This window comes from Nocardia brasiliensis (assembly GCF_011801125.1).
In the GTDB taxonomy this organism is placed as follows: Bacteria; Actinomycetota; Actinomycetes; order Mycobacteriales; family Mycobacteriaceae; genus Nocardia; species Nocardia brasiliensis_C.
Window position 1 is genome coordinate 1669703 of sequence record NZ_CP046171.1, and the last position, 19411, is coordinate 1689113.

General features: G+C 65.7%; 14 protein-coding genes and 4 pseudogenes. 11 read left to right on the forward strand and 7 right to left on the reverse strand.

What is annotated here, in order from left to right:
* Window position 1: 1 nt before the first annotated feature.
* Genes F5X71_RS07495 through F5X71_RS07505 form a run of 3 tightly spaced genes read left to right on the forward strand, consistent with a single transcriptional unit; the run spans window position 2 to window position 5188 of the window.
* On the forward strand, window positions 2–1375 hold the full coding sequence (locus F5X71_RS07495) for a cytochrome P450 (RefSeq protein ID WP_167461282.1): 1374 nt from the start codon (window positions 2–4) through the stop codon (window positions 1373–1375).
* Window positions 1372–3822, forward strand: a complete 2451-nt coding sequence (locus F5X71_RS07500; protein WP_167461283.1) for a KR domain-containing protein — start codon at window positions 1372–1374, stop codon at window positions 3820–3822. The genes F5X71_RS07495 and F5X71_RS07500 overlap by 4 nt, the downstream gene beginning before the upstream one ends.
* A complete protein-coding gene (locus F5X71_RS07505; RefSeq protein ID WP_167461284.1) occupies window positions 3815–5188 on the forward strand; it encodes a flavin-containing monooxygenase in 1374 nt (457 codons plus the stop codon). The genes F5X71_RS07500 and F5X71_RS07505 overlap by 8 nt, the downstream gene beginning before the upstream one ends.
* Window positions 5189–5271: 83 nt before the next feature.
* Here F5X71_RS07505 and F5X71_RS07510 read toward each other — a convergent pair whose 3' ends face one another.
* The 3 genes from F5X71_RS07510 to F5X71_RS07520 are packed head-to-tail and all read right to left on the reverse strand — an operon-like array spanning window position 5272 to window position 8330.
* Window positions 5272–6420: a YncE family protein gene (locus tag F5X71_RS07510; RefSeq protein WP_167461285.1), complete on the reverse strand. Its 1149-nt coding sequence runs from the start codon at window positions 6418–6420 to the stop codon at window positions 5272–5274.
* 8 nt (window positions 6421–6428) lie between these two features.
* A complete protein-coding gene (locus F5X71_RS07515; RefSeq protein WP_167461286.1) occupies window positions 6429–7196 on the reverse strand; it encodes an acyl-[acyl-carrier-protein] thioesterase in 768 nt (255 codons plus the stop codon).
* Window positions 7197–7202: 6 nt separating this feature from the next.
* Window positions 7203–8330 carry a YncE family protein gene (locus tag F5X71_RS07520; RefSeq protein ID WP_167461287.1) on the reverse strand — a complete coding sequence of 376 codons (1128 nt, stop codon included), beginning with the start codon at window positions 8328–8330 and terminating at the stop codon, window positions 7203–7205.
* Window positions 8331–8779: 449 nt separating this feature from the next.
* On the opposite strand from F5X71_RS07520, the gene F5X71_RS07525 reads away from it, so the two are divergent.
* Both F5X71_RS07525 and F5X71_RS07530 read left to right on the forward strand, forming a co-directional pair.
* Window positions 8780–10846 (forward strand): lipoxygenase family protein, encoded by a 2067-nt coding sequence (locus F5X71_RS07525; protein ID WP_167461288.1) that lies wholly within the window; start codon window positions 8780–8782, stop codon window positions 10844–10846.
* 895 nt (window positions 10847–11741) lie between these two features.
* Window positions 11742–12176 carry a GNAT family N-acetyltransferase gene (locus F5X71_RS07530; RefSeq protein WP_167461289.1) on the forward strand — a complete coding sequence of 145 codons (435 nt, stop codon included), beginning with the start codon at window positions 11742–11744 and terminating at the stop codon, window positions 12174–12176.
* 191 nt (window positions 12177–12367) lie between these two features.
* Here the strand turns inward: F5X71_RS07530 and F5X71_RS07535 are convergent, their stop codons facing one another.
* The gene (locus tag F5X71_RS07535; protein WP_167461290.1) at window positions 12368–12988 is read right to left on the reverse strand and encodes a TetR/AcrR family transcriptional regulator; all 621 of its coding nucleotides are present in this window, start codon (window positions 12986–12988) and stop codon (window positions 12368–12370) included.
* A 132-nt stretch (window positions 12989–13120) separates the two neighbouring features.
* On the opposite strand from F5X71_RS07535, the gene F5X71_RS07540 reads away from it, so the two are divergent.
* The 3 genes and pseudogenes from F5X71_RS07540 to F5X71_RS37690 all read left to right on the forward strand — a co-directional run.
* Entirely contained in the window at window positions 13121–13561 is a 441-nt protein-coding gene (locus F5X71_RS07540; RefSeq protein ID WP_167461291.1) for a winged helix DNA-binding protein, read from the forward strand.
* A 45-nt stretch (window positions 13562–13606) separates the two neighbouring features.
* The gene (locus F5X71_RS07545; protein WP_167461292.1) at window positions 13607–14179 is read left to right on the forward strand and encodes a hypothetical protein; all 573 of its coding nucleotides are present in this window, start codon (window positions 13607–13609) and stop codon (window positions 14177–14179) included.
* 258 nt (window positions 14180–14437) lie between these two features.
* Window positions 14438–14685 (forward strand): annotated as a pseudogene (locus F5X71_RS37690) (transposase); the annotation flags it as partial.
* Between the two features lie 154 nt (window positions 14686–14839).
* On the opposite strand, the pseudogene F5X71_RS36850 reads toward F5X71_RS37690, so the two are convergent.
* From F5X71_RS36850 to F5X71_RS37580, 3 pseudogenes are all read right to left on the reverse strand, one after another.
* Window positions 14840–15117 (reverse strand): annotated as a pseudogene (locus F5X71_RS36850) (IS3 family transposase); the annotation flags it as partial.
* A gap of 76 nt (window positions 15118–15193) precedes the next feature.
* A pseudogene (locus F5X71_RS36855) lies at window positions 15194–15349 on the reverse strand (IS30 family transposase); the annotation flags it as partial.
* Between the two features lie 165 nt (window positions 15350–15514).
* Window positions 15515–15937, reverse strand: a pseudogene (locus F5X71_RS37580) (helix-turn-helix domain-containing protein); the annotation flags it as partial.
* 92 nt (window positions 15938–16029) lie between these two features.
* Between F5X71_RS37580 and F5X71_RS07560 the strand changes: the two are divergent.
* From F5X71_RS07560 to F5X71_RS07570, 3 genes are all read left to right on the forward strand, one after another.
* Window positions 16030–16296 (forward strand): hypothetical protein, encoded by a 267-nt coding sequence (locus F5X71_RS07560; protein WP_167461295.1) that lies wholly within the window; start codon window positions 16030–16032, stop codon window positions 16294–16296.
* Between the two features lie 527 nt (window positions 16297–16823).
* Window positions 16824–18782 carry a TNT domain-containing protein gene (locus F5X71_RS07565; RefSeq protein ID WP_167461296.1) on the forward strand — a complete coding sequence of 653 codons (1959 nt, stop codon included), beginning with the start codon at window positions 16824–16826 and terminating at the stop codon, window positions 18780–18782.
* Window positions 18779–19327 carry a hypothetical protein gene (locus tag F5X71_RS07570; RefSeq protein ID WP_167461297.1) on the forward strand — a complete coding sequence of 183 codons (549 nt, stop codon included), beginning with the start codon at window positions 18779–18781 and terminating at the stop codon, window positions 19325–19327. Before F5X71_RS07565 ends, F5X71_RS07570 begins: the two co-directional genes overlap by 4 nt.
* Window positions 19328–19411: the final 84 nt, after the last annotated feature.

The window sequence follows — 19411 nt, forward strand, 5'->3', positions numbered from 1 at the left end:
CATGGCGATCCTGGACGCGGATCTCGCACACCGACTGCCGCCGGGGCCGGTCGGGGCACATCGGCTGCTGCGCCATATTCGGGCGTTGCGCACCGACGCACCGACCCTGTTCGAGGCGCTGCGCCGCGGCTACGGCGATACCGTGCGGCTGCCACTCGGCCTGCTGACCGCGACACTGGTCTTCCACCCCGACGGCATCAAGCATGTGCTGCAAGACAACAACGCCAACTACGTGCGAGGTATCGGCTACGAGCGCTTCAAGATCTTCATGGGCGACGGGCTGCTGACCACCGACGGTCCGCTCTGGCGGGAGCGCAGGCGCACGATCAACCCGATGTTCCATCGGATGGCCATCGGGGAGATGGTCGACACGATGGCGTCGGCGACCGCGGAGGCGATCGGGCGCTGGGAAACCCTCGGACCCGATGGCTACGCCGGTGACGTCGTGCCCGAGATGATGGGCGTCACGCTGAGCGCGATGGGCCGCATCATGTTCGACACCGACCTGGCCGCTGATCGGGAGCGGATCGGCGATGCCATGGACACGGCGGTGCGGGCGATGGTGTTTCGCGGCACCATGCCGGAACTGCTGCCCGCCTGGATGCCTTTCCCGTCGAATCGGCGGACCGTGGCGGCCCGCGACGTGCTGCACGAGGTGATCGACCGGATCATCGCCGCGCACCGCGACGGTAGCCACGGCAACCGGCCGGACCTGGTGAATTTGCTGCTCGCTGAGGCGGATTCCGGCGGACTGGACGACGTGGCGGTGCGCGACGAGCTGATGACGATCTTCATGGCCGGACACGAGACCACCGCCACGGCGCTGGCCTGGACCCTGTTCGAGGTCGCGCGCGACCCCGAGGTCCAGCAGCGCCTGTTCGAGGAGGCCCAGCGGGTCTTCGGTGGCAGCGGCGAACCGCACCTCGCGGACCTGGCAGAGCTGACCTACACCAGGATGGTGCTCGACGAGGCACTACGGCTGCATCCGCCCATCTGGGTGTTTCCGCGCGCGACGGTCGACGACGACGACATCGCGGGCAGCCACGTGCCCGCGGGGGAGTGCGTGTTCCTGAGCCCCTATGTGACGCACCGACATCCGGACCTGTGGGACGATCCGACCCGATTCGATCCGGAGCGGTTCACCGAGGCGGCCAAGCGCGAGCGCCCGCGCTACACCTACTTCCCGTTCGGCGGCGGCCAGCGCAAGTGCGTCGGCGAGTCGATGGCGCTCACCCAGATGACGCTGACCTTGGCGATGATGGTGTCGCGGTTCACCTTTCATGCCCTGCCTGGACTCGGCGAGGAACTGTCGACCGCTGTTTCCCTGCGGCCCGCCCGCGGCATCGGGCTGCGGATCGTGCCGAGGGACGCATGATCGACGTGCGCGAGGATCGCGCGACGCCGCTCGGACCGCCCGGCGCCGGATCGGCCGCGCGCGAAACATCCGCTGGATCGGTGCAGCCGGTGCGCCGGTTCGTTTGGCGCCCAAGGGAGGTCGAGGCAGTACCGAACGAGCCGAGCCCACGATTGCTCGGCCGCCGGATCGCGGTGCTCGGCGGTAGCGGCGAGTCGGCCAGCCAGGTGATGTCGGCGCTGCGCGCGGCCGGTGCGGCGCCCGCACGGCTCGAGCCGCCGCACGAGGGCGGCCAGGTAGCCGCCTTCCTGTGGGACATGGGCCGGCTCGACGGCATCGTCGACCTGAATCATGAACAGCCCTTCGACCTTTCCGACTCCGAGCGGTGGGGTGAGCAGCTGTGGCAGACGATCGAACTGCTGCGCGGCTGCTATGAGCGCTGGCGCGCCGAATCCGGCACCGAGCGCCTGTTCTACGTGGCGGTGACGCGGATGGACGGCACGCACGGCTACGGCTGCGGGCCGCTGGCCCAGCCCCTCGGTGGACTGTGGGCCGGTCTGGCGAAAAGCCTGCCGCGCGAATTCGACAACGTTAACGTCCGGGTGCTCGACTTTCCCGCGGCCGCGACGCGGGTCGAACCGCTGGACGCGGCGATGGCCGCGCAACTGTGCCGGGAACTGTACCGCTGGGGGCCATTCGAGATCGGCCATGCCGACGGCAGGCGCTACACCTTGGTCGCCGAGCGTGCCGAGGTACCCGATCCCGTGCTCACGCTGGGGCCAGGCGATGTGGTGGTGCTGTCCGGTGGCGGCCGTGGCATCGGCTTCGCCCTGGCCCGGCAGCTGGCCGGGAAGTACGGCTGCCGGGTGCTCGTCAGCGGGCGCAGCCCACTGCCGGACCCCGGCGACGCGGTGAACACATTGTCGGAGGACGAGTTTCGGGCTTACCGTGAGAGAACCCTGGTCGCTGCGGCGAGGCAGCGCACCTTGGCCGCGGCCCGGGCCGCGCTCGAGCGGGCCACGCTGGCACGGGAGCTGCTCGCGCGGCTGGCCGCGGCCAAGGCCGAAGGGCTCGATATCGACTACTACCAGTGCGACGTGACCGAGCCGGACCAGGTGCGGGCGCTGCTGGCGGCGGCGGGACCCGGCCTTGCCGGTGTCGTGCACGACGCCGGTGTCGACGCGCCGGTCCGGCTGCCCGGAAAATCGGCCGAGGTCGTGCGCCGGACGACGGCCGTCAAAGTGACGGGGTTGCTGAATCTGATTGCCGCCCTGCAGGATCGGCCCCCGGTCCGGTTCTTCAGCACGGCGGGCTCGCTCGCGGGCCGCTGGGGCGGAATGGTCGGCCAGTTGGAGTACGCCGCGGCGAACGAGGCGGCGAGCCGGATCGGGCGGTGGGCCGCGGGCACCGGATCCGGCCTGGCTCGCCCGGTACCGGTGGCGACCATGTGCTGGCCGACCTGGGAACGGCTCGGCATCATCACGAATTACGAAGCGACGCTGGCGTATATGTCGGCGATGTCGGTGCCGGAAGGGTTGCGGCATTGGGAGCGCGAGATTCTGGCCGGTAGCGCGGGCGAGTTCACCTTCGTCGGTGCGTTCGGTCAGGCGATCACGCCGGTCCTGCTGCGCGCCTACCCGCCCGCCGCGGGCCTGATCGGACTCGACCACTTGGCCGGGCGCCTGCTCTTCCTAGGGGCTCCGACTCGTTTCGTAGCCGGTTCGACGCTGGAGACCGAACTCGTCCTCGGCGACGAACTGGCACCGGCGTTCGCCGACTTCCGCGTCGACGGCAGCCCCGCGATGCCACTCGGCCTGCTGCTGGAATACCTACGGTCCCTGGCGGATTGGGTGCAGCCCGACGGTCCCGTACCGCCGCTGTCGGCCATAGGCGACATTCGCGTCAATCTGTCCGCGCTCCGGGAGGCAGGGATCGGCGCCCGGCTGCGGGCGGGCGTACTCCGGCAGCCGTCCGATCACCGCGCGTGGCAGGTGTCAGTCGAGATATGGTTCAGGGCAACGCAATTGGCGAGTGCGACACTGCACTACGGCGACACCGGCGACGGGCCGGACGATGCGGGCCGCACCGAGGAGATACCGGTCGGGGGCGGCTCGGTGCGGCGGTTGCAGTGGAACGGGCAGGCCTTGCGGCTCGGGCGCTGGTCGGTGCGGGACGACGCGGCGACAGCCGGCTCGGCCGAGGTGGTCGCGGACCGCGGGCAAGATCTGGTGCTCGCGGTACCGGCCCCACGATCGGTGCTGCCGTTGAACCAGCTGGAAACGCTGTTGTGGCATGCGTATCGGCGGCAGGCGCCGACTGCGCTCGCGCACCTACGGATCGAGGCGATCGAGTTTCCCGGCCCGCTCAGCGGCTCTGCGGGCCGGGTGACGGCCGCGGGCGCGACCTCGACCGCCTACACGCCTGCCGGACAAGTACGACTGACCATGCGAGGGATTCGTTATGCGTAAGGGTGATTCGGGTACGTCTACGCCGGTGGCGGCCGAGATCGAGGATCGCGGCGATCGATACTGCGTGATCGGTGCGGGCGCCGCGGGGCTGACCGCGGCCAAGAACCTGCTGGAGTACCGCATCCCGGTGGATGTGGTCGAGCGGGCGAGCGACGTAGGCGGCACCTGGAATCCGGACTGCCCGACCAGTGGCGCCTATCCGTCGATCCATCTGATCACCTCGAAGCCCTACATCCGATACACGGACTTCCCGATTCCGGCGGAGTACCCCACCTACCTCGGGCAGCGGCACATCATGTCCTATCTGCGCGCATATGCCGACCACTTCGGCGTGCGGGAGCACATCGAGTTCGACAGCTCGGTCGAATCGGTATGGCGGGCCGCCGATGGCACCGAGTGGCTGATCCGGGTTCGCACGGCCGCGGGCGTCGCTGTGCGCCGCTACCGCGGTGTGGTGATCGCGAACGGACACAACTGGGCCCCACGCCGCCCCGAATTGCCCGGCACCTTCGACGGGTTGTCCATGCACGCGGCCGACTACCGCGGCCCGGACGTGTTGCGCGGCAAGCGGGTACTCGTGATCGGCGCCGGTACCTCGGGCTGCGATATCGCGGTGGAGAGCAGCCAGGCGGCGGCGCGCACGCTGCTGAGTGTGCGGCGCGGCAATTACATCTGGCCGAAGTACATGTTCGGTATGCCGACTGACGCGTACTACGAGTTCGTGCTGAAGTTCCGGATGCCGCGAGCGTTGGTGCGCGCCATGGGCAAACCGCTGCTTCGGCTGAACAGCGCGGGCAACCCCGTGCGCTACGGCATGCCACGGCCGGAACACAAACTGCTGGAAGAGCATTTCGTGATGAACTCGACCCTGCTCTACCAGCTCGGTCACGGCGAGATCGACGTCAAGCCGGAGGCCGTCGAATTGTGCGGTGACCATGTGCGTTTCGCGGACGGTTCGGTTGAGCACATCGATGCCATCGTCTATGCCACCGGCTACCACCAGGCCGAGTTCCCGTTCATCGACCGCGCGTATCTGAACTGGTCCACCGGGCCCATCCCGGCGCTGCACCTGCACGCCTTCCACCCCGAGTTCGACAACCTCTTCGTTATCGGCTACTTCCAAATATCCACCGGCACTTGGCCGATCATGGACTACCAGGCGCAGATCATGGCGCGGTATCTGCACCTGCTCGACACCGACCCGCAGCGTGCCGCGGGGTTCCGGAAGGAAAAGGCGAATCCCGTCTACGGTCCGAAGCTCAACGGCGGCATCAACTACTACGGTTCCGAGCGCCATTGGCTCCAGGTCGAACACGTCTCGTATCGCAGGCGATTGCGCAAGCTGGCACGACGCCTGGCCGCGTAACCCGCACTCCCGCACCCGTTCCGTGCTCGCATACCCAGGCTCACCGGGGGATACGCTCGGACGGGTGCGGGATGGGTGGTGAACTACTCGGGGTAGACACCGGCGACGAATGCGCCCTTGGTGGTGTAGGAGCGCAGCCGTTGCAGCGTAGCGGTGTCGTAGGCGACGAGCGAGGCATCCAGGTTCGCCAGATTCATCATGAACGGGTCCCAGGCCTGTTGTTTGGCGTGGTACCAGCCGGCGAGCGGGTTGAAGTAGGGCAGCGGGATACCGTCGGAAACGGTGGTCAGATACGCGGTCTTGCCGCCGTCGGAGAAGCCGACGTACACGGCGGCGCCGTCGGTCGGAAAGCGGTTGACCTCGGCCCCGGTCTGCGCGTCCAGGATGACGACCTGGTTGTCGTTGTAGAGGCACACCCACAGATGCTTGCCGTCCGGCGTCAGGGTCCCGGAGATCGGTTCGGACCAGAGCGGGAGGAACGTGGTGGCGCGCACGGTCCAGCTCGGTACGTCGACGAAGGCGACCCCGGCCCAGAAATTGACCGCGAAGAGCGTCCTTCCGTCCTCGGACATCCCGCCCCAGCCCGGCGTGACGCCGTTGAGGAACAGCGGCGGCGCCTTGACCGCGGCGGTGACCGCGTCGTACTCGGTCAGGGTGCCCGCCGCCGAGAAGACATAGAGCGACGAGGCGTCGAGCGAGACCTCGATGTGCGCGGCGCCCGGCGGCAGCAGCATCGGCAGGGTCCGCACGATCTCCAGGGTCTTGGTGTCGAGCACCTGCGTCACCGACAGCGAGGTGGGGATGAACAGGTAGCGTCCGTCGCTGGAGAGGATGATGGTCGCGTAGGGGGCGCCGAGGGTGGGGATCCGGTCGAGCACCTTCCCGGTCGGCACGTCGATCACGGAGACGTTCCAGGTGAACGGGTTCCCCGGGCCGAAGTTGCCGACGAACAGGCGTGAGCCGTCCGGCAGCGCCTTGATCACCATGGGGTGGTCGCCGACGTTGGGTATCTCCTGCAGCACCGTCAGGGTGGCCGGGTCGAATTTCAGCACCGATCCGCTGCTGTAACTCGGGATCCAGATGGCGCCGTCGGGGCCGGTACTCGACCCCGCGACCGTCGGATTCGCTTGTGCGACACCGGGGATACCGAGGGCGGCGGTGCCGAAGAGCGCGAGCCGCAGCGCGTCGCGCCGGTTCAGCCCGCCGGTGGTGGGACGTTGGAGCCTGGTCACTACGGAACTCATTCGTTCGTCGGGGGCAGAGCGTGCACGATACCGGCGGCGTTGACGCCGTCGTCGGTGCGAAACCACAGGTGCAGCCCGCTCGGGCGGTTTTCGGTCCGGACCAGCACCGGGGTGTCGGGTGCGATGGGCCGGTTGTACTCGAGGACCGCCCGATGGGGGCGGTCCAGCAGGTCGGAGTGCGCGGGCAGGAACTGCTCGACCGCCTGCCAGTAGACGGCGTTGTTCACGTGGCCGAACAGGTCGATGTCGGTCTCGCGCAGCGAGAACGGCTTGTCGCGCTGGTCGATCGCGCCGGGCGCGCCGACGAGCTCCGGCCGCCAGCGCAGCCGGTGCTCGTCGGTCGTCTTGGCCAGGTGCGCGAAGCCTGCCTCGCTGATTCGCGCTGTCGTGCCGGTCTTTTCGTCGACGTTGATCCAGAATGCCTCGGTCTCGACCAGACCGCCCGCCGCGCTGGTGATCCGGACCCGCATGTTCGCCCAGCGGGTCGAGACGCCGGAACACCAGCGTTGCAACCGGACTCGGTCGGGCCACCGGATCGGGTGGAGCACCTCCAGCGTGCTGCGCCGCACGATCCAGGAGGGATCGGACTCGGCGAAACCGTTGCTGTGCAGGTCATCCCAGGCGATGTCCTGTAGGTATCTGGCGATACCGTCCAGGCGTAACCGGCCGTGCCGGTCGACATCGCCACCGCGCACCGTCCAGGACGTCGTGTATCCGGCGTCGTCCGATGGCGGATCGGTCAGCGTGTAGCGGGGGATCGTCATCCTGCGCTACCCCACGTGCGGCAGCCAGGCGGGCACGCCGAGGCCGATCTTCAACGGAATGGGGTCGCCGACAAGTTGATCGGTGCGCGGATCGAAGACGATCACCTGGCCCGGCGTGAGCCCGATGCCCGCGGTGACGAGGTTCGCGAACAACACCATCTCCGGTATCGGGCCCACATACGGGTTGGTCGAGGGGCCGACATCGGTGATGTAACCGCGGGTGCCGTCCGCGCTGAACTCGATGGCGGTCGCCGATCCCGAGGTCGGAATGCGCCCGATCACTTCATCTTTGGTGGTGTCGACGATCAGGATGTCCTTCCCGCCGAAGAGGGTCACGTAGAGCTTGCTGCCGTCCGGCGACAGGGTGGAGACGAACGCGCCCGGGTTACCCGGCGTCCAGTTGCCGTCGGGACTGGTGTGGATCAGCTTGGTGACCCGCCATTCCTTCATGTCGACGACGCTGAGGCTGTTGATCGAATCGACGTACATCTTCGATCCGTCTTTGCTGAAGGTGTACCAGAAACTGGCCACGCCACCGACGATGAGCGGCGGCCGCACGGTATTTCCGGTGACAGGATCGATCGCCTGAATGATGCCGCTCTGGGTGTATCCGACGTACAGCAGCCCGTCGGGCCCCTGGATCGCGCCCGCGGGGATATCTGGGAGCCGGCCGCCACCCAGATCGGGGAAGCGGATCTTGCGAACGACGGTGTCGGTCGCGACGTCGATCACCTCGATCACGTAACCGAGTTCGGGGACAAAGATTTCTTTACCGTCTCTGGAGGTGAAGATGCCGAGCGCGGGTCCCTCGATGGGGATGTGTTTGGTCGTGTTCGACGGCCGTTCGATCACCGTGACGCTCGGCGGTGTGAAGCCGAAATTGCCGGAGTAGACCTTCTTCGCGTCCGGTGTGACCGCGAGCACGCCCGGCTTGGTGATGGGGCCGGTCGGAATGCGGTCGGTGACGGTGTTGGTCGCGGTGTCGATCACCGCGATCGTGTCGTTCTGCACCTCGGGCACGTACAGCTGACCGGCTGGGCCGCTCGGTGCGTCCGGGGGCGCGGCGTACGCGCTGCCCGCCACGACGCAGAGCGCCAGGACGGACGAGATGCCGATACGGCTGAGAATTCGCATGGGTATGCGCTCCTAGGCTGGAAAGCGAGCACCTGCTCGATGGCAAACTTTTGGCAACCTTATGAATTGGGTATATTTCGGGCAAGGGTGCGGGCGGACATGCTTTGTCCGCATACCCCTGTAACGGCGCCGTCGACAAACTCGACTTGTTTATCCATCGGCTGTGATGTCTCCGACAATGGGGTGATTCGAGCAGGGGTTCCCCTGCTGGCCTGCGGGTGTGATTACTTCGCTGCGAGGTGGTGAAAGTGGTCCGGTGGCGGCGCGGCGGTCGCTTTCTGGCGGGGGATTGCTGCAGGACGCTTGTCCGGTAAAGCCCTTTCGCCCCGTGCGAATTATTGCTGAGTATTTGCTGGTGCGACTGTTCTGGGCAACCCGTCGGTACCGGCAACGGGTCGCACCTCGACGCCATCGGTGTCGGGGAACCGGCGAACCCGATTAGGATCGTGATGGAACGTAGAAGTTTTCTGAGAAGCACTGTGGTTGCGAGCGCCTCGGGCATCGGAGCCCTCGCTGCGGCGTCGGCCGATGCGGCGCCCTTTGATCTGCCCTTGCCGTTCGGCGATCCGCAGCGCCCCGGCCCCGTCAATCCGCTGCTGCCGCAACAGGATCCGAACCCCGCCGCGCGGGCGGCCGAACTCGCCCGGCTGCAGGGCAAGTACGTGTGGTCCGAAACCGCGAATCACGTGCGGGGCGTGCCCATGGCCGCGTCGCTGTCCATCGAGGACAACCCGACGCTGGAATGGCTCGTCATCTCCCTCGATCAGCAGTATCAGGTCATCTCCAACATCCTGCTGGCGCTGACCCAGCACTTCAGCCATCTGGCCGGAGATCTGTTGCAGCCCTTGGTGGACCAACTGGTCGGCGCGAAGAACGCACTGGACGGGGTAGTCCGGACGGTGGCCCCGGTGCTGGGCGGCCCGGTAGGCGAGCCGCTGGACCCCGTGGCGCGTGGCGCCGCACACCTCGCGATGCAGACCGCCGAGATCGCGCTGCGCACGCTCGACCAGATCCGTGGGGGTCTGTTCGCGGCGTTGCGCAAGATGTTCGACAGTCCTGGTGTCGGCAACTTCGGCACCGCCGACGGAGTCGAGCGTTACCGAAAGCTCTATCTGACCCTGCCGGTGCCACCGGTGGCCGAACGGATCCACGACGACATGCTGTTCGCCCGCATGCGTGTCGCGGGTGGCAACCCGATGGTGCTGCGGCGGGTGCGCGGTGCGCTGCCCGCCAACTTCCCGCTCGACAACGCGGGTTACGCGTCGGTCATGGGCGCGCAGGACAGCCTGAGCGCGGCCATCGCGCAGGGGCGGCTGTATTTGGCCGACTATGTCGAATTGGGGTCGTCGGCTTCGGAATCGGTGACCTACAAGTTGCTGACCGGGCCGGGCTACAACACCGCTCCGATCGCCGCCTTCGCGGTTCCCGCCGGTGGCGGCGAACTCGAGCCGGTGGCGATCCAGTGCGGCCAGGACCCCGGCAAGCACGTCATGATCCTGCGGCCGGGGCCGAACGACGGCGATCGCTACTGGGGTTGGCAGATGGCGAAGACGGTGGTGCACACCGCCGATTTCAACCATCATGAACTCTTCTCCCACCTCGCCCGCACCCACCTGGTCAGCGAGGCGTTCTGCGTGGCCACGCGACGGCACCTGGCCGCAAACCATCCGTTGAACATCCTGTTGACGCCGCATTTCGAGGGCTCGCTGTTCATCAACGAGCTGGCCACCTACCTCATCTTGGCACCGGAGGCCAGCGGTGATCTGATCTTCGCGGCCGAGCTGAGCAACCAGATCTCCGCTGCGGGCAAGGCCCGACTGGAGTGGGACTTCTACGAGCACATGCCCGCGCGGGAGTTCGCCGCGCGCGGCGTCGACGGCCCACAGCTGCGCTACCCGTATCGCGATGACGCCTTGCTGATCTGGGACACGATCCAGAGCTGGGTCGAGGAGTACGTGCGCGTCTACTACAGCGACGACGCCGACGTGCGGGCCGATACCGAACTGGTCGCCTGGGCCGACGAACTCGCCACGGTGGGAAAGGTCAAGGGCTTCACCAGAATCGACAGCATCGATCAACTGATCGAGGTGGTCACGATGATCGTGTTCACCGCAAGCGCGCAGCACGCCGCAGTCAACTTCCCGCAGAAGGACTTCATGGAGTTCGCGGCCTACTACAGCGGCATGACCGCGGCCCCCGCGCCCACCACCGCGACCGGCCACGCCGAAACCGACTGGGTGCGCATGCTGCCGTGTCTGCTGAGCTCCATCGCCCAGCTGTATGTGCTCGACAGCCTCGGCAGCGTGCACTATCGCCCACTGGGCGACTACCGAACCAACAGCTTTCCGTTCGGCAACGCCATTAACGACCCGCGCATCGTGGGCCCAGGCGGCCCGCTGGACCGCTTCCGCTCCGCCCTGCGCGCCGCCGAGGACACGATCAACGCGCGCAACACCCAGCGCGAGCCCTACGGCTTCCTGCTGCCCAGCTCCATCCCGACGAGCACGAACATCTGATCTCGTCGCGCCTACGCCAATTCCTTTTCCGCACAAGCTAGTACCACATCAGCACAAGGGAGGCTATCGCAAGAGGTGGATGCGCGGATCTAGTTGCATTGCCGCCGTGGTGCTACCGGCGTCGTGCGGCCCACGCTCTGGTCGTGTAAGTCGTCTCGACTTCGCTCTGGCTTTGTAACCGGGTTTGCGCGAAGTCGAGAAAGCGATCGAAGAGTTCAGCACCCAGTTGGGCTTGGACGTCGTTGGCTGATCGCCATGCTCCGAGATAGTGGTCCACGCTTTGCCGCACTACGAGTTTCGGACTCGAGATAGATAGGCATGGTGAAGGCTGGCAGCACGGCCAGACGGGCAGTCAGCGGCGAAGGCAGCAGTGTGGCCTGATTCGACCAGCCCCGACAGCCGGGTCAGCGTTTCGGTCTTGGTGCCGAATTCGAATGTGGCTGTAGTGCATCCATCGATCTCTCCCCGTTGTGTCGGATGAAACGCCCACTAGGGGCGACATGGCCGGATGAATAGCTGCTAAACACAACGGTCTCGCGAGCGTTCTAGAGATTTCATGCTCCATGTCGAAGGCGATACCCGAACCTGGCGGCCGCACGAACGATGTCCGGCCGCGAAAATGCTGCCCAGACAGACATGCCTTCGTCGAGCGTCGAAGGTGTAACGGATTTGTAGCTGCTGAGGAGCGGTTCCATGACGGGTGAGCAGGTGCCCGGGTGGTGGGCGTCCATCGGTCTCGGAGTCGTCGGCTTTGATCGCTGAGAGTTGTCTGATGTCGCCGATCTGGCCGATCGTGGTGCCCGTGAACGACCAGATACTGCAGCGGGCGAGGTGAGCCTTTGCGTATCGGCGCTGTCGGCGTCTCGATCGTCACCGTGCCGCTACGCTGCGATATATGGAGATAACGATAGTGGACATCGCACCTGGCCAGCCCGAGATGGCGGCGGTTGTCGCGCCGCTGATACAGGCGCTGCGACCTGATCTCGGGGTCGGTTTCTCGGAATTTGCTGAGGAGGGCCATCGGCAGGGTCTGGTGTTCACCGGTGCCTTCGATCCGCAGGGGCACTGCCTCGGGGTGGCGACGCATCGTGTGCTCGCGACCAGCCGTGGCCGGTTGCTGTTCATCGATGACTTGATCACCGCTCCTGAGGCCCGGTCCCGAGGCGTCGGCGCACGGTTGCTGACGGAGATGGAGCACCGTGCCCGTGCCGCCGGATGTGTGCGCATCGAACTCGACTCAGGGGTGACAAATGTTGGGGCGCACCGCTTTTACCACGGGCAGGGTATGTCGATCATGGCATTCCATTTCGCCCGATCAGTGGATGGCTGAACAGTCGGAACATCGGCTCGGCGTCGCTGGGCGGGCTGACCGCCGATAGTGCGCACACTATTGACCTCGATGTGACAGGCGCGCACAGACCTCGATGGCAGCCTGGCGCTGGTTCGCGGCGGGTCGATTGGCGCGGAACGAGGCGGCCCGCCGCGACCGCCCTGAGTCTCATGTGGCGAGTGGTGACCGGATCACGTCGACAGTTGGAGCGCGTCGGGGATGGCGTCGAAGGCTTCGCGGAGTCGGTTGACGAGTTCGGCTCGGCCACCGGTGCCGTTGGCGGCGACCCAGCCGCGGCCGGCGTGGCTCCAGGCGGTGATGGCCAGTTCGGCGAGGATGCGTGGCCGCAGATCATCCTCGGGGAGTGCGAGTTCGGCGGCAAGATGCGCGGCGATTCGAGTTTTCACGCCGGAGCGGGTGTAGTCGATATGGCCGAGCACGCTGGGTGCGGTGAGGGCCAGTCGACGGGTGGCGATATAGCGCTCGTTCCAGTCCTCCGGGAGCGCGACGGCGGCGTCGATGAGGACGTCGCGTAGTGCGGTGAGGACCGGCCCGGTGAGTTCGCGTTCGGCCAGGGCGTCGAGATAGCCCGTCCAGACCTCGGTTTCGGCCTCGATGGCGACGGCCTCCTTGGTGGGGAAGGCGCGAAAGAAGGTGCTGCGGGAGACCTCTGCCGCATCGACCAGTTCCTCGACGGTGGTGGCGGCGAAGCCTTTCTCCGCGAACAACCGCAGGGCGGTGTCGGCGAGAGTCCGGCGGGTGCGGAGCCGCTTGCGTTCACGCAGTGGGAGGGCACGGTCGTCGATCGGCATGCCGAGATCCTAGCGCAAAGAAGAACCTCAAGCGCTAAAGAAACTGAGTATCACTTGGGACTTGCGCACTGATGGGACTTAGTATCAGTATTGTCCACATCACCGAGCACCACCTCGAACAAGGAGATCGCAATGAGCACCACCGCCCCCGTCACCCTGAACCCGGCGATCATCGGCCAGGCGGAGAAGCACCACACGGCCACCCTGACCCGTGCCCTGTCCGGCACCACGCTCAACGAGCAGCGCTGGATCACTCTGAACCAGGCCTTGGCCGCCGGCCCGGTCGAGCGCTCGGTCCACGTCGCCAAGGTCGCGGGGATGACCCAGTGGGAACCCGCCACGGTCGCCGACGCCGTCACGGCCCTGATCGCGGATGGGCTGCTGGCCGAATCCGCCGGTGGCCGGGTGGAGATCACCGAGCGCGGCCGGGACATGGTCGCTCAGGTGTGCGGCGCGTCCGGCAAAATTCTGGGCCCCGCCTACGGCGCGGTCTCCGCTGAGGAGTTGGCCATCGCGGCCCGCGTGCTGGTGACCATCACCGCCCGCATGGCCGAGGAACTGGCCAACGCCTGAACCCGATCGATATCCGAAGCGCCTGAACAGGAATGGGTTTCACAAGTGTTCAATAGAACTGCCGCCTTCGTCGGCGCGGTTTCGGTCGTCGGCGCGGCGCTGCTGCTCGCCGGCTGCACCGGAGCGACCGGGCCGCACTCGAACACCACGGTCGCGGCCACGGGCACGACCGAATCGGTTCCCGCCGCCCCGGCTACGCTCAGCCCGGCGATCATCGGCCAGGCGGAGAAGCATCACGCCGCCGTCCTGACCCGAGTACTCGCCGGCACCACCCTGGACGAGAGGCAGTGGATCGTACTGAACCAGACACTGGCAGCGACCGAGCCGGTCGAGCGGGCCGCCCACATCACCCGGGTAGCGGGCCTTACCCGGTGGGCGCCCGCCGACGTCGAGGCCAGTCTGCAAGCACTGCTCGATAGCGGTCTGCTGCAAGTCATTTCGGACGGCACAATCGAGCCGAGCGCCGCGGGCAAGAACCTCGCGGACAAGGTTCGCGCCGAGTCCGGTGCGATAGTGGCAGCTGCCTACGGTGCGGTCACACCCGAGGATCTGGCTGCGGCGGCCCGCGTGCTGACCACCATCACCGCCCGCATGGCCGAGGAGTTGGCCCACGGCTGAACCGAAGAGCTGGGGCGGACGCCGCCTGCCGAGTCTGTGTTGTAGCCGAACTGGACAGCCACGAGGCTCGCCAAGTAGCAATTCGTCGATCTCGTGGCTGGAAGCGTCGTCGATGCCGAGCGGCGGGAGAGGTGATTCGCACGGGCGAATTGCGGTCAGCTCTGCAAGGAGCAGGTCTTGAGCGTATCGGCGCGCCTAGGTCATGTCTCCCAATCGGCCTTTTCGGATCGCGCCCGGTGGGCCGGTTGGTCGGGCATCATGGTCGCCGTGGCGACGGTGGTTGGTGATCGGTATCGGGTTCTGACGGATAAGCAGTGGGAACTGCTGGAGCTGTTGTTGCCGAAATCCGATGGCCAGGTAGGCCGTAACTTCGCCAACAATCGGCTGGTGGTGGAGGGGATGTTGTTCCGGTTGCGGACGGGGGGCAGTGGAGGGACTTGCCGGAGGCGTTCGGTCTGTGGCAGACGGTGTGGAAGCGGCATCGCCGCTATGTCGGTGACAGGACCTGGGATCGAGTGCTGGTCGCGTTGACCGCGCTCGCGGACGCGACCGGGAATCTGGATTGGCTTGTGTCGGTGGATTCTTCGATGAATGCGAGTTCATCAACACGGCGCGAACACGGGACTGCCCCGAGTTCGGTTGACTCGCGGGTGTGGTGGTTCAGGCCGCGAGCGCGGGCTGGTTTATTGTCTCAAACTCGATCGGGGTCAGTCGGCGTTGCCGGCGAGTGCGATGGTAGGTCTTCTCGATCCAGACCACGATCGCCAACCGCAGCTCCGCGCGGGTTGCCCAGCGTCGCCGGTCCAGGACATTCTTCTGCAGCAGTGCGAAAACGACTCCATCGCCGCATTGTCACCACACGCCCCGACCCTGCCCATCGAACCCCGTAAACCATTGACCGACAATGCATTCACGAACTTTCGGAACCGGAATTGGGCGGATTCAACTGGTCGACGCAACACTGTGCTGTTGAAGCGATTGTAGGTGATATTCCATCGCTTCGGCCGGGGTGCGTCATCCGAGAACCTTCCGTGGCCGCGTATTGTGTGCGTGGGCGACCGTGGCGAGATATCTTGCAGTCCACCGCGATAGATCGGTGCCTTTCGGAAAGTATTGCCGCAAAAGCCCGTTCGTGCTCTCGTTCGTTCCCCGCTGCCAGGGGGTTGGGGGGCCGGCGATCCGCCCGGCCAGGCGTTGTTGGACGTACTGCCGAAGTTGGTGATTCTCAAGCAGTTTCGCCTTCTTCGGCCGACGGGCGAACAACTCAGCCTTCCACTGGGCGACCAAGGCCCGGTAGTCGAGCTTGCCGCCGCGGGTGGCAGCGTTGCGCCGCAGCTCCCGCGAGATGGTGGACGGACTACGACCCAGCGCCGTCGCGATCTGCCGCACGCCCTTGCCCTGCACCCGCAGCAGCGCGATCTCCTCACGCTCGGCGAACGACAGATAACGCCCACTGGGCGGGCTCCGCGAATACGGCGACATCCCGCCAGCATCGCGGAACCATCGAGTTCCCTTGACAGGCGATACCCTTACTGCGACAGCGGCTTCCGTCGGCAGCAGCCCCTCGGCGACCTTGTCCCGGAAACGGCGCTCCACTATTCGCTGGTGGCCCGGATGCCCCGGCGACCGCATCGGCGCTCGCCCGGTCACCTCCCGCATCCAGTCCGATGGCCTTCCCATACACCCTCCGTGACCTCGTACCTGTTCTCGTTGGCACCTGTTCTCGTTGGCCCGCGGCCCTGCCGGGCAGGGACACATTCACGTGAGGATTCTCGATGACAAGCACGACCCCTACACCCCGCACGACCGGCTATCCGGCCTCGCCCGAGCCTGGTTTGCGGTCTGCCGCTATGCGCACTGAGAGCTCCGATCGCACCACGACCAAGTCCGAGGGTGACACCGGATTGCTCGCGGTGCCCGCGGTGCTCGGACTGGGCATGCTGATCGCGGCGTTCGCTACCCTCGACCGAATCCCGGGCTGGTCCGAGGAGTACGGCGCGATCCTCGTTTACCTCGCGTGCTTCCTCTACATGTCTATCGCTGGACGGCTCACGTGGTGGGGTGTCGATACCCTGTTCGCGCGAGCCAGGAACAGTCGGCGAGGGAGCCGTCGGTGACCTCGCCGAGGCGAAGGGTGCGCCTAAGTGCGGCGGTGCTGGCGGTCACGGCCGCGGGTATCGGGGTCGGGTTCGCGGTGCTGGCCGAGGTACCGCATTCGGATGCCGCACCCTATATCCCGTGTGAGCAGTGGCAGCAGATGCATCCGGGCTGGCCGTGTGTCGATGTTCCCGAACCCTCACAACCACCCACGCCCTCGCAACCGCCGCTACCTACCTGGGCCCCGAACCAGCCCGGCACCGGCGGCGGGTCCCGCGCGGGGGCGCTCACGCCTCCACCGGTCGGACCCGGCGACGGAACCCCGATCGTGCCCGTGCCCGGCTACACTCAGCCAGCCCTGCCCGGCAACACCCCTGTGGCGCCACCCGCGCAAACCCCCGGACCTGCGCCGGGTAGTGCACCACCGGCACCTCTGGAACCTTCGGAGCCATCTACGCTATCGGGACCGCCATCCGCGCCTCTGGAGACGCTGGCGCCCAGTCCCGTGCCCACTGCGCCGATACCTGTCCCCGCACGCGAGACGGTCGTGGACGCGACCACCGACAGCGGTGCCTCACGCAATGGACTCATGGCATTACTGGCGCTGACCGGCGCTGCTGCCTTTGTCGCTGGTGCCCCCTTGGGTCGATCCCGGCCCAGCACCCCGTCCAGTGCCCTCGGCGGTATGGTCAAACAAGCCAACAGCAAGCCGCAGGCCGACTTCGAAGGTGGTGGCGGCAAGGGGACCACCGGCCAGTCGTCGTCGATGGGCACGCTCGGACTGTTGACCGGCGTCGATCCGATGCCGCAACAGCAGCCCGGTGTCGGCGGTCTGCCGGACGTGATCGACATCGTCAACGAGGGCACACCGGCCCCTGGGCAGAGCAGGACCTTGCCCAGCGGTACCGGCTTGCAGACCAACCCGGGCGGCACCAGCACGGAATGGTCTCCTACGGGAGGGCAATCGTTCACGACCGAGCGCACGTCACCACGACCGTCCCAGCCCTCGCAACAATCCTCGATCACACCCCAGCAGTTGACCGGCGTCGAGCCGATGCCGCAACAGCAGCAGGGCCCGATGGACCTGCTCGATGTGCTCGCCTTGACCAAACACGGTCCCATCGAACCGAACACGACAACCGAGCTGCCAAGCGGCTACACCATCGAGAACACGACCTCCTCCACCGAAAACGGCGTCACGGTCAGCACCAACACCTACCGCTACCCAGGGACCGACCCGACCACCCGCACCGAATACACCCGCACCTTCAACGAACCGTTCAACGGCGAAGGCACCTCCTACGACGCCACAGTCGACGAACAAGGCAACCTCATCTCCGTCACGGTGCACGGTTCCAAGACCATTCAAGAGATCACCTTCAACCCCGACCACTCCTACACCGTCACCGGAACAGACGGCAGCACACAAAGGTTCGACCCCACCGGCAAACCCCTCGACAGCCCGCCGACCGGACTCGAAGATCCGAAATCCCAAGCAACCAAAGACTGGCTTCGCGAAGGCTGGCACACCGCCACCAGCCTCAACCGCTTCATCCAAAACCTGCAAGGCGTCCACGGCGTCGAAGGCCTCCAAGACGACGCCGAAATCCTCGGCAACGCCGCCACCTCCTACGCCGAATGGACCCTCGAAAACCAGAACAGCCCTAACGCCAACGCCGAACTCCTGACCACCTTCGGCCGCCACCTGCTCCGCTACGACGACCTCGTCCGCTACGGTCCCCAATACTGGCAACAAAAAATGGGCCTCGACATCGGCACCGCCATCATCGGCGGCGAAGCCGCGATCCCAGCCCGGCCCTTCCTCCGCGGCGGCGAAGAGCTGGCCGAAGGCGTCGGCAGAGGAGCGGTCCCACCGAAAGGAGGTTCCGCGAGACCTGGAAGCGGCGCAATCGGGAACAATCCGCCCCCGATAACCATTCGCAATCTACCCGAAACCGACGCCCTACCGCCCTATGCGCAGCCCCGACCCGACCTGATCGACCCCAATGTGCCGACCGGAATCATCCCGCCTGACTACATGCCATACGGCGATACTCTCACTCCGGAGGAGTTCGCGCAGAAGTACTGGGATCCCAGTGTCCCGGCTCCGGACTATGCGCCTGACAAGCCGGGTGCGTGGAAGTATCCGGACGAGAACGGATTCAGGCTGGACCCCTCTGGTAATCCGATAATTTTCGACCGAAATTACGTGCCGCCGCCAGGAACTGAGTTCGACCGCTTCGGTAGTGAGTTCGGAAGGTATCTGGCCCCGAAGGGCTCGGGCTTCGGGGAGCGTTCACTTCCCCCCAACTCACTGCAGGAGCCGTACTATACATACGTAGTGACAGACGTTCCGCTGCCGGACGGTTGGCGGCTTGAACTCGGACCTGTGGCACCAGGCTTCGAGCAGCAGGGCAACGGAATACAAATATTTATCGTGCCGCCTGTGGATTACAACGAGGGGCCGGTATTGGCATACCTGAGGAAGGAAGGGTACCTGAGGTGACATCGAGTAGCCTGGGGAATGTCGAGTTGCGTATCACCGATGAGCAGATTACGGCCTTTTACGATGCTGTCGAGTTTTGGCGTGAGCAGTACATCGCGAAAGGATGGAAATTTCCATGGTTCATGCCGATGCGACGCAGTGAAAACAGAGTCATAGCGGGGATATACGACGAAATGGCGTTTCGGATCGAATCGGTGCCCAATGGGTACAACCTCGTGCAATCTCTACCTCGTGAGGGAGAGCAGGAGCCGTCATTTTTCAGTCGCTATGAAGATGCGGTGAAGAAGGTAGCTTACGCAATATCATTCATGTACAGGTCGGATGCGGACTTGAATCCGCTGTTCAATTGGCGTCACAATTTAGCTGCGGGTGTGGTTCGCCAGGATATCGGTGACGGTTGGGCCAAGTACTATCTGATCGAAGATCCCGAGGTCTACCACATAGGCGGATACATTACAGGAGTAGCGTTCAGTCGGGCATTGACGATGAGTATTGATGAATTCAACGAGGCAATGTTAGATGACCCGGGTGAGCCTGCGACGTAAGCACAATTCCATGTGAATACGGTGGAACAAACGACTTCTGGAACTTGGTTCCCCTACCTCACGATATACCTACGATGTTCTCGA

Excerpts from the sequence above, each read along its gene's own strand:
- F5X71_RS07530 (WP_167461289.1), top strand. The coding sequence starts at position 11,742 with ATGGAGATAACGATAGTGGACATCGCACCTGGCCAGCCCGAGATGGCG.
- F5X71_RS07495 (WP_167461282.1), top strand. The coding sequence starts at position 2 with ATGGCGATCCTGGACGCGGATCTCGCACACCGACTGCCGCCGGGGCCG.
- F5X71_RS07535 (WP_167461290.1), bottom strand. The coding sequence starts at position 12,988 with ATGCCGATCGACGACCGTGCCCTCCCACTGCGTGAACGCAAGCGGCTC.
- F5X71_RS07520 (WP_167461287.1), bottom strand. The coding sequence starts at position 8,330 with ATGCGAATTCTCAGCCGTATCGGCATCTCGTCCGTCCTGGCGCTCTGC.
- F5X71_RS07515 (WP_167461286.1), bottom strand. The coding sequence starts at position 7,196 with ATGACGATCCCCCGCTACACGCTGACCGATCCGCCATCGGACGACGCC.
- F5X71_RS07560 (WP_167461295.1), top strand. The coding sequence starts at position 16,030 with ATGCGCACTGAGAGCTCCGATCGCACCACGACCAAGTCCGAGGGTGAC.
- F5X71_RS07540 (WP_167461291.1), top strand. The coding sequence starts at position 13,121 with ATGAGCACCACCGCCCCCGTCACCCTGAACCCGGCGATCATCGGCCAG.
- F5X71_RS07505 (WP_167461284.1), top strand. The coding sequence starts at position 3,815 with ATGCGTAAGGGTGATTCGGGTACGTCTACGCCGGTGGCGGCCGAGATC.
- F5X71_RS07525 (WP_167461288.1), top strand. The coding sequence starts at position 8,780 with ATGGAACGTAGAAGTTTTCTGAGAAGCACTGTGGTTGCGAGCGCCTCG.
- F5X71_RS07500 (WP_167461283.1), top strand. The coding sequence starts at position 1,372 with ATGATCGACGTGCGCGAGGATCGCGCGACGCCGCTCGGACCGCCCGGC.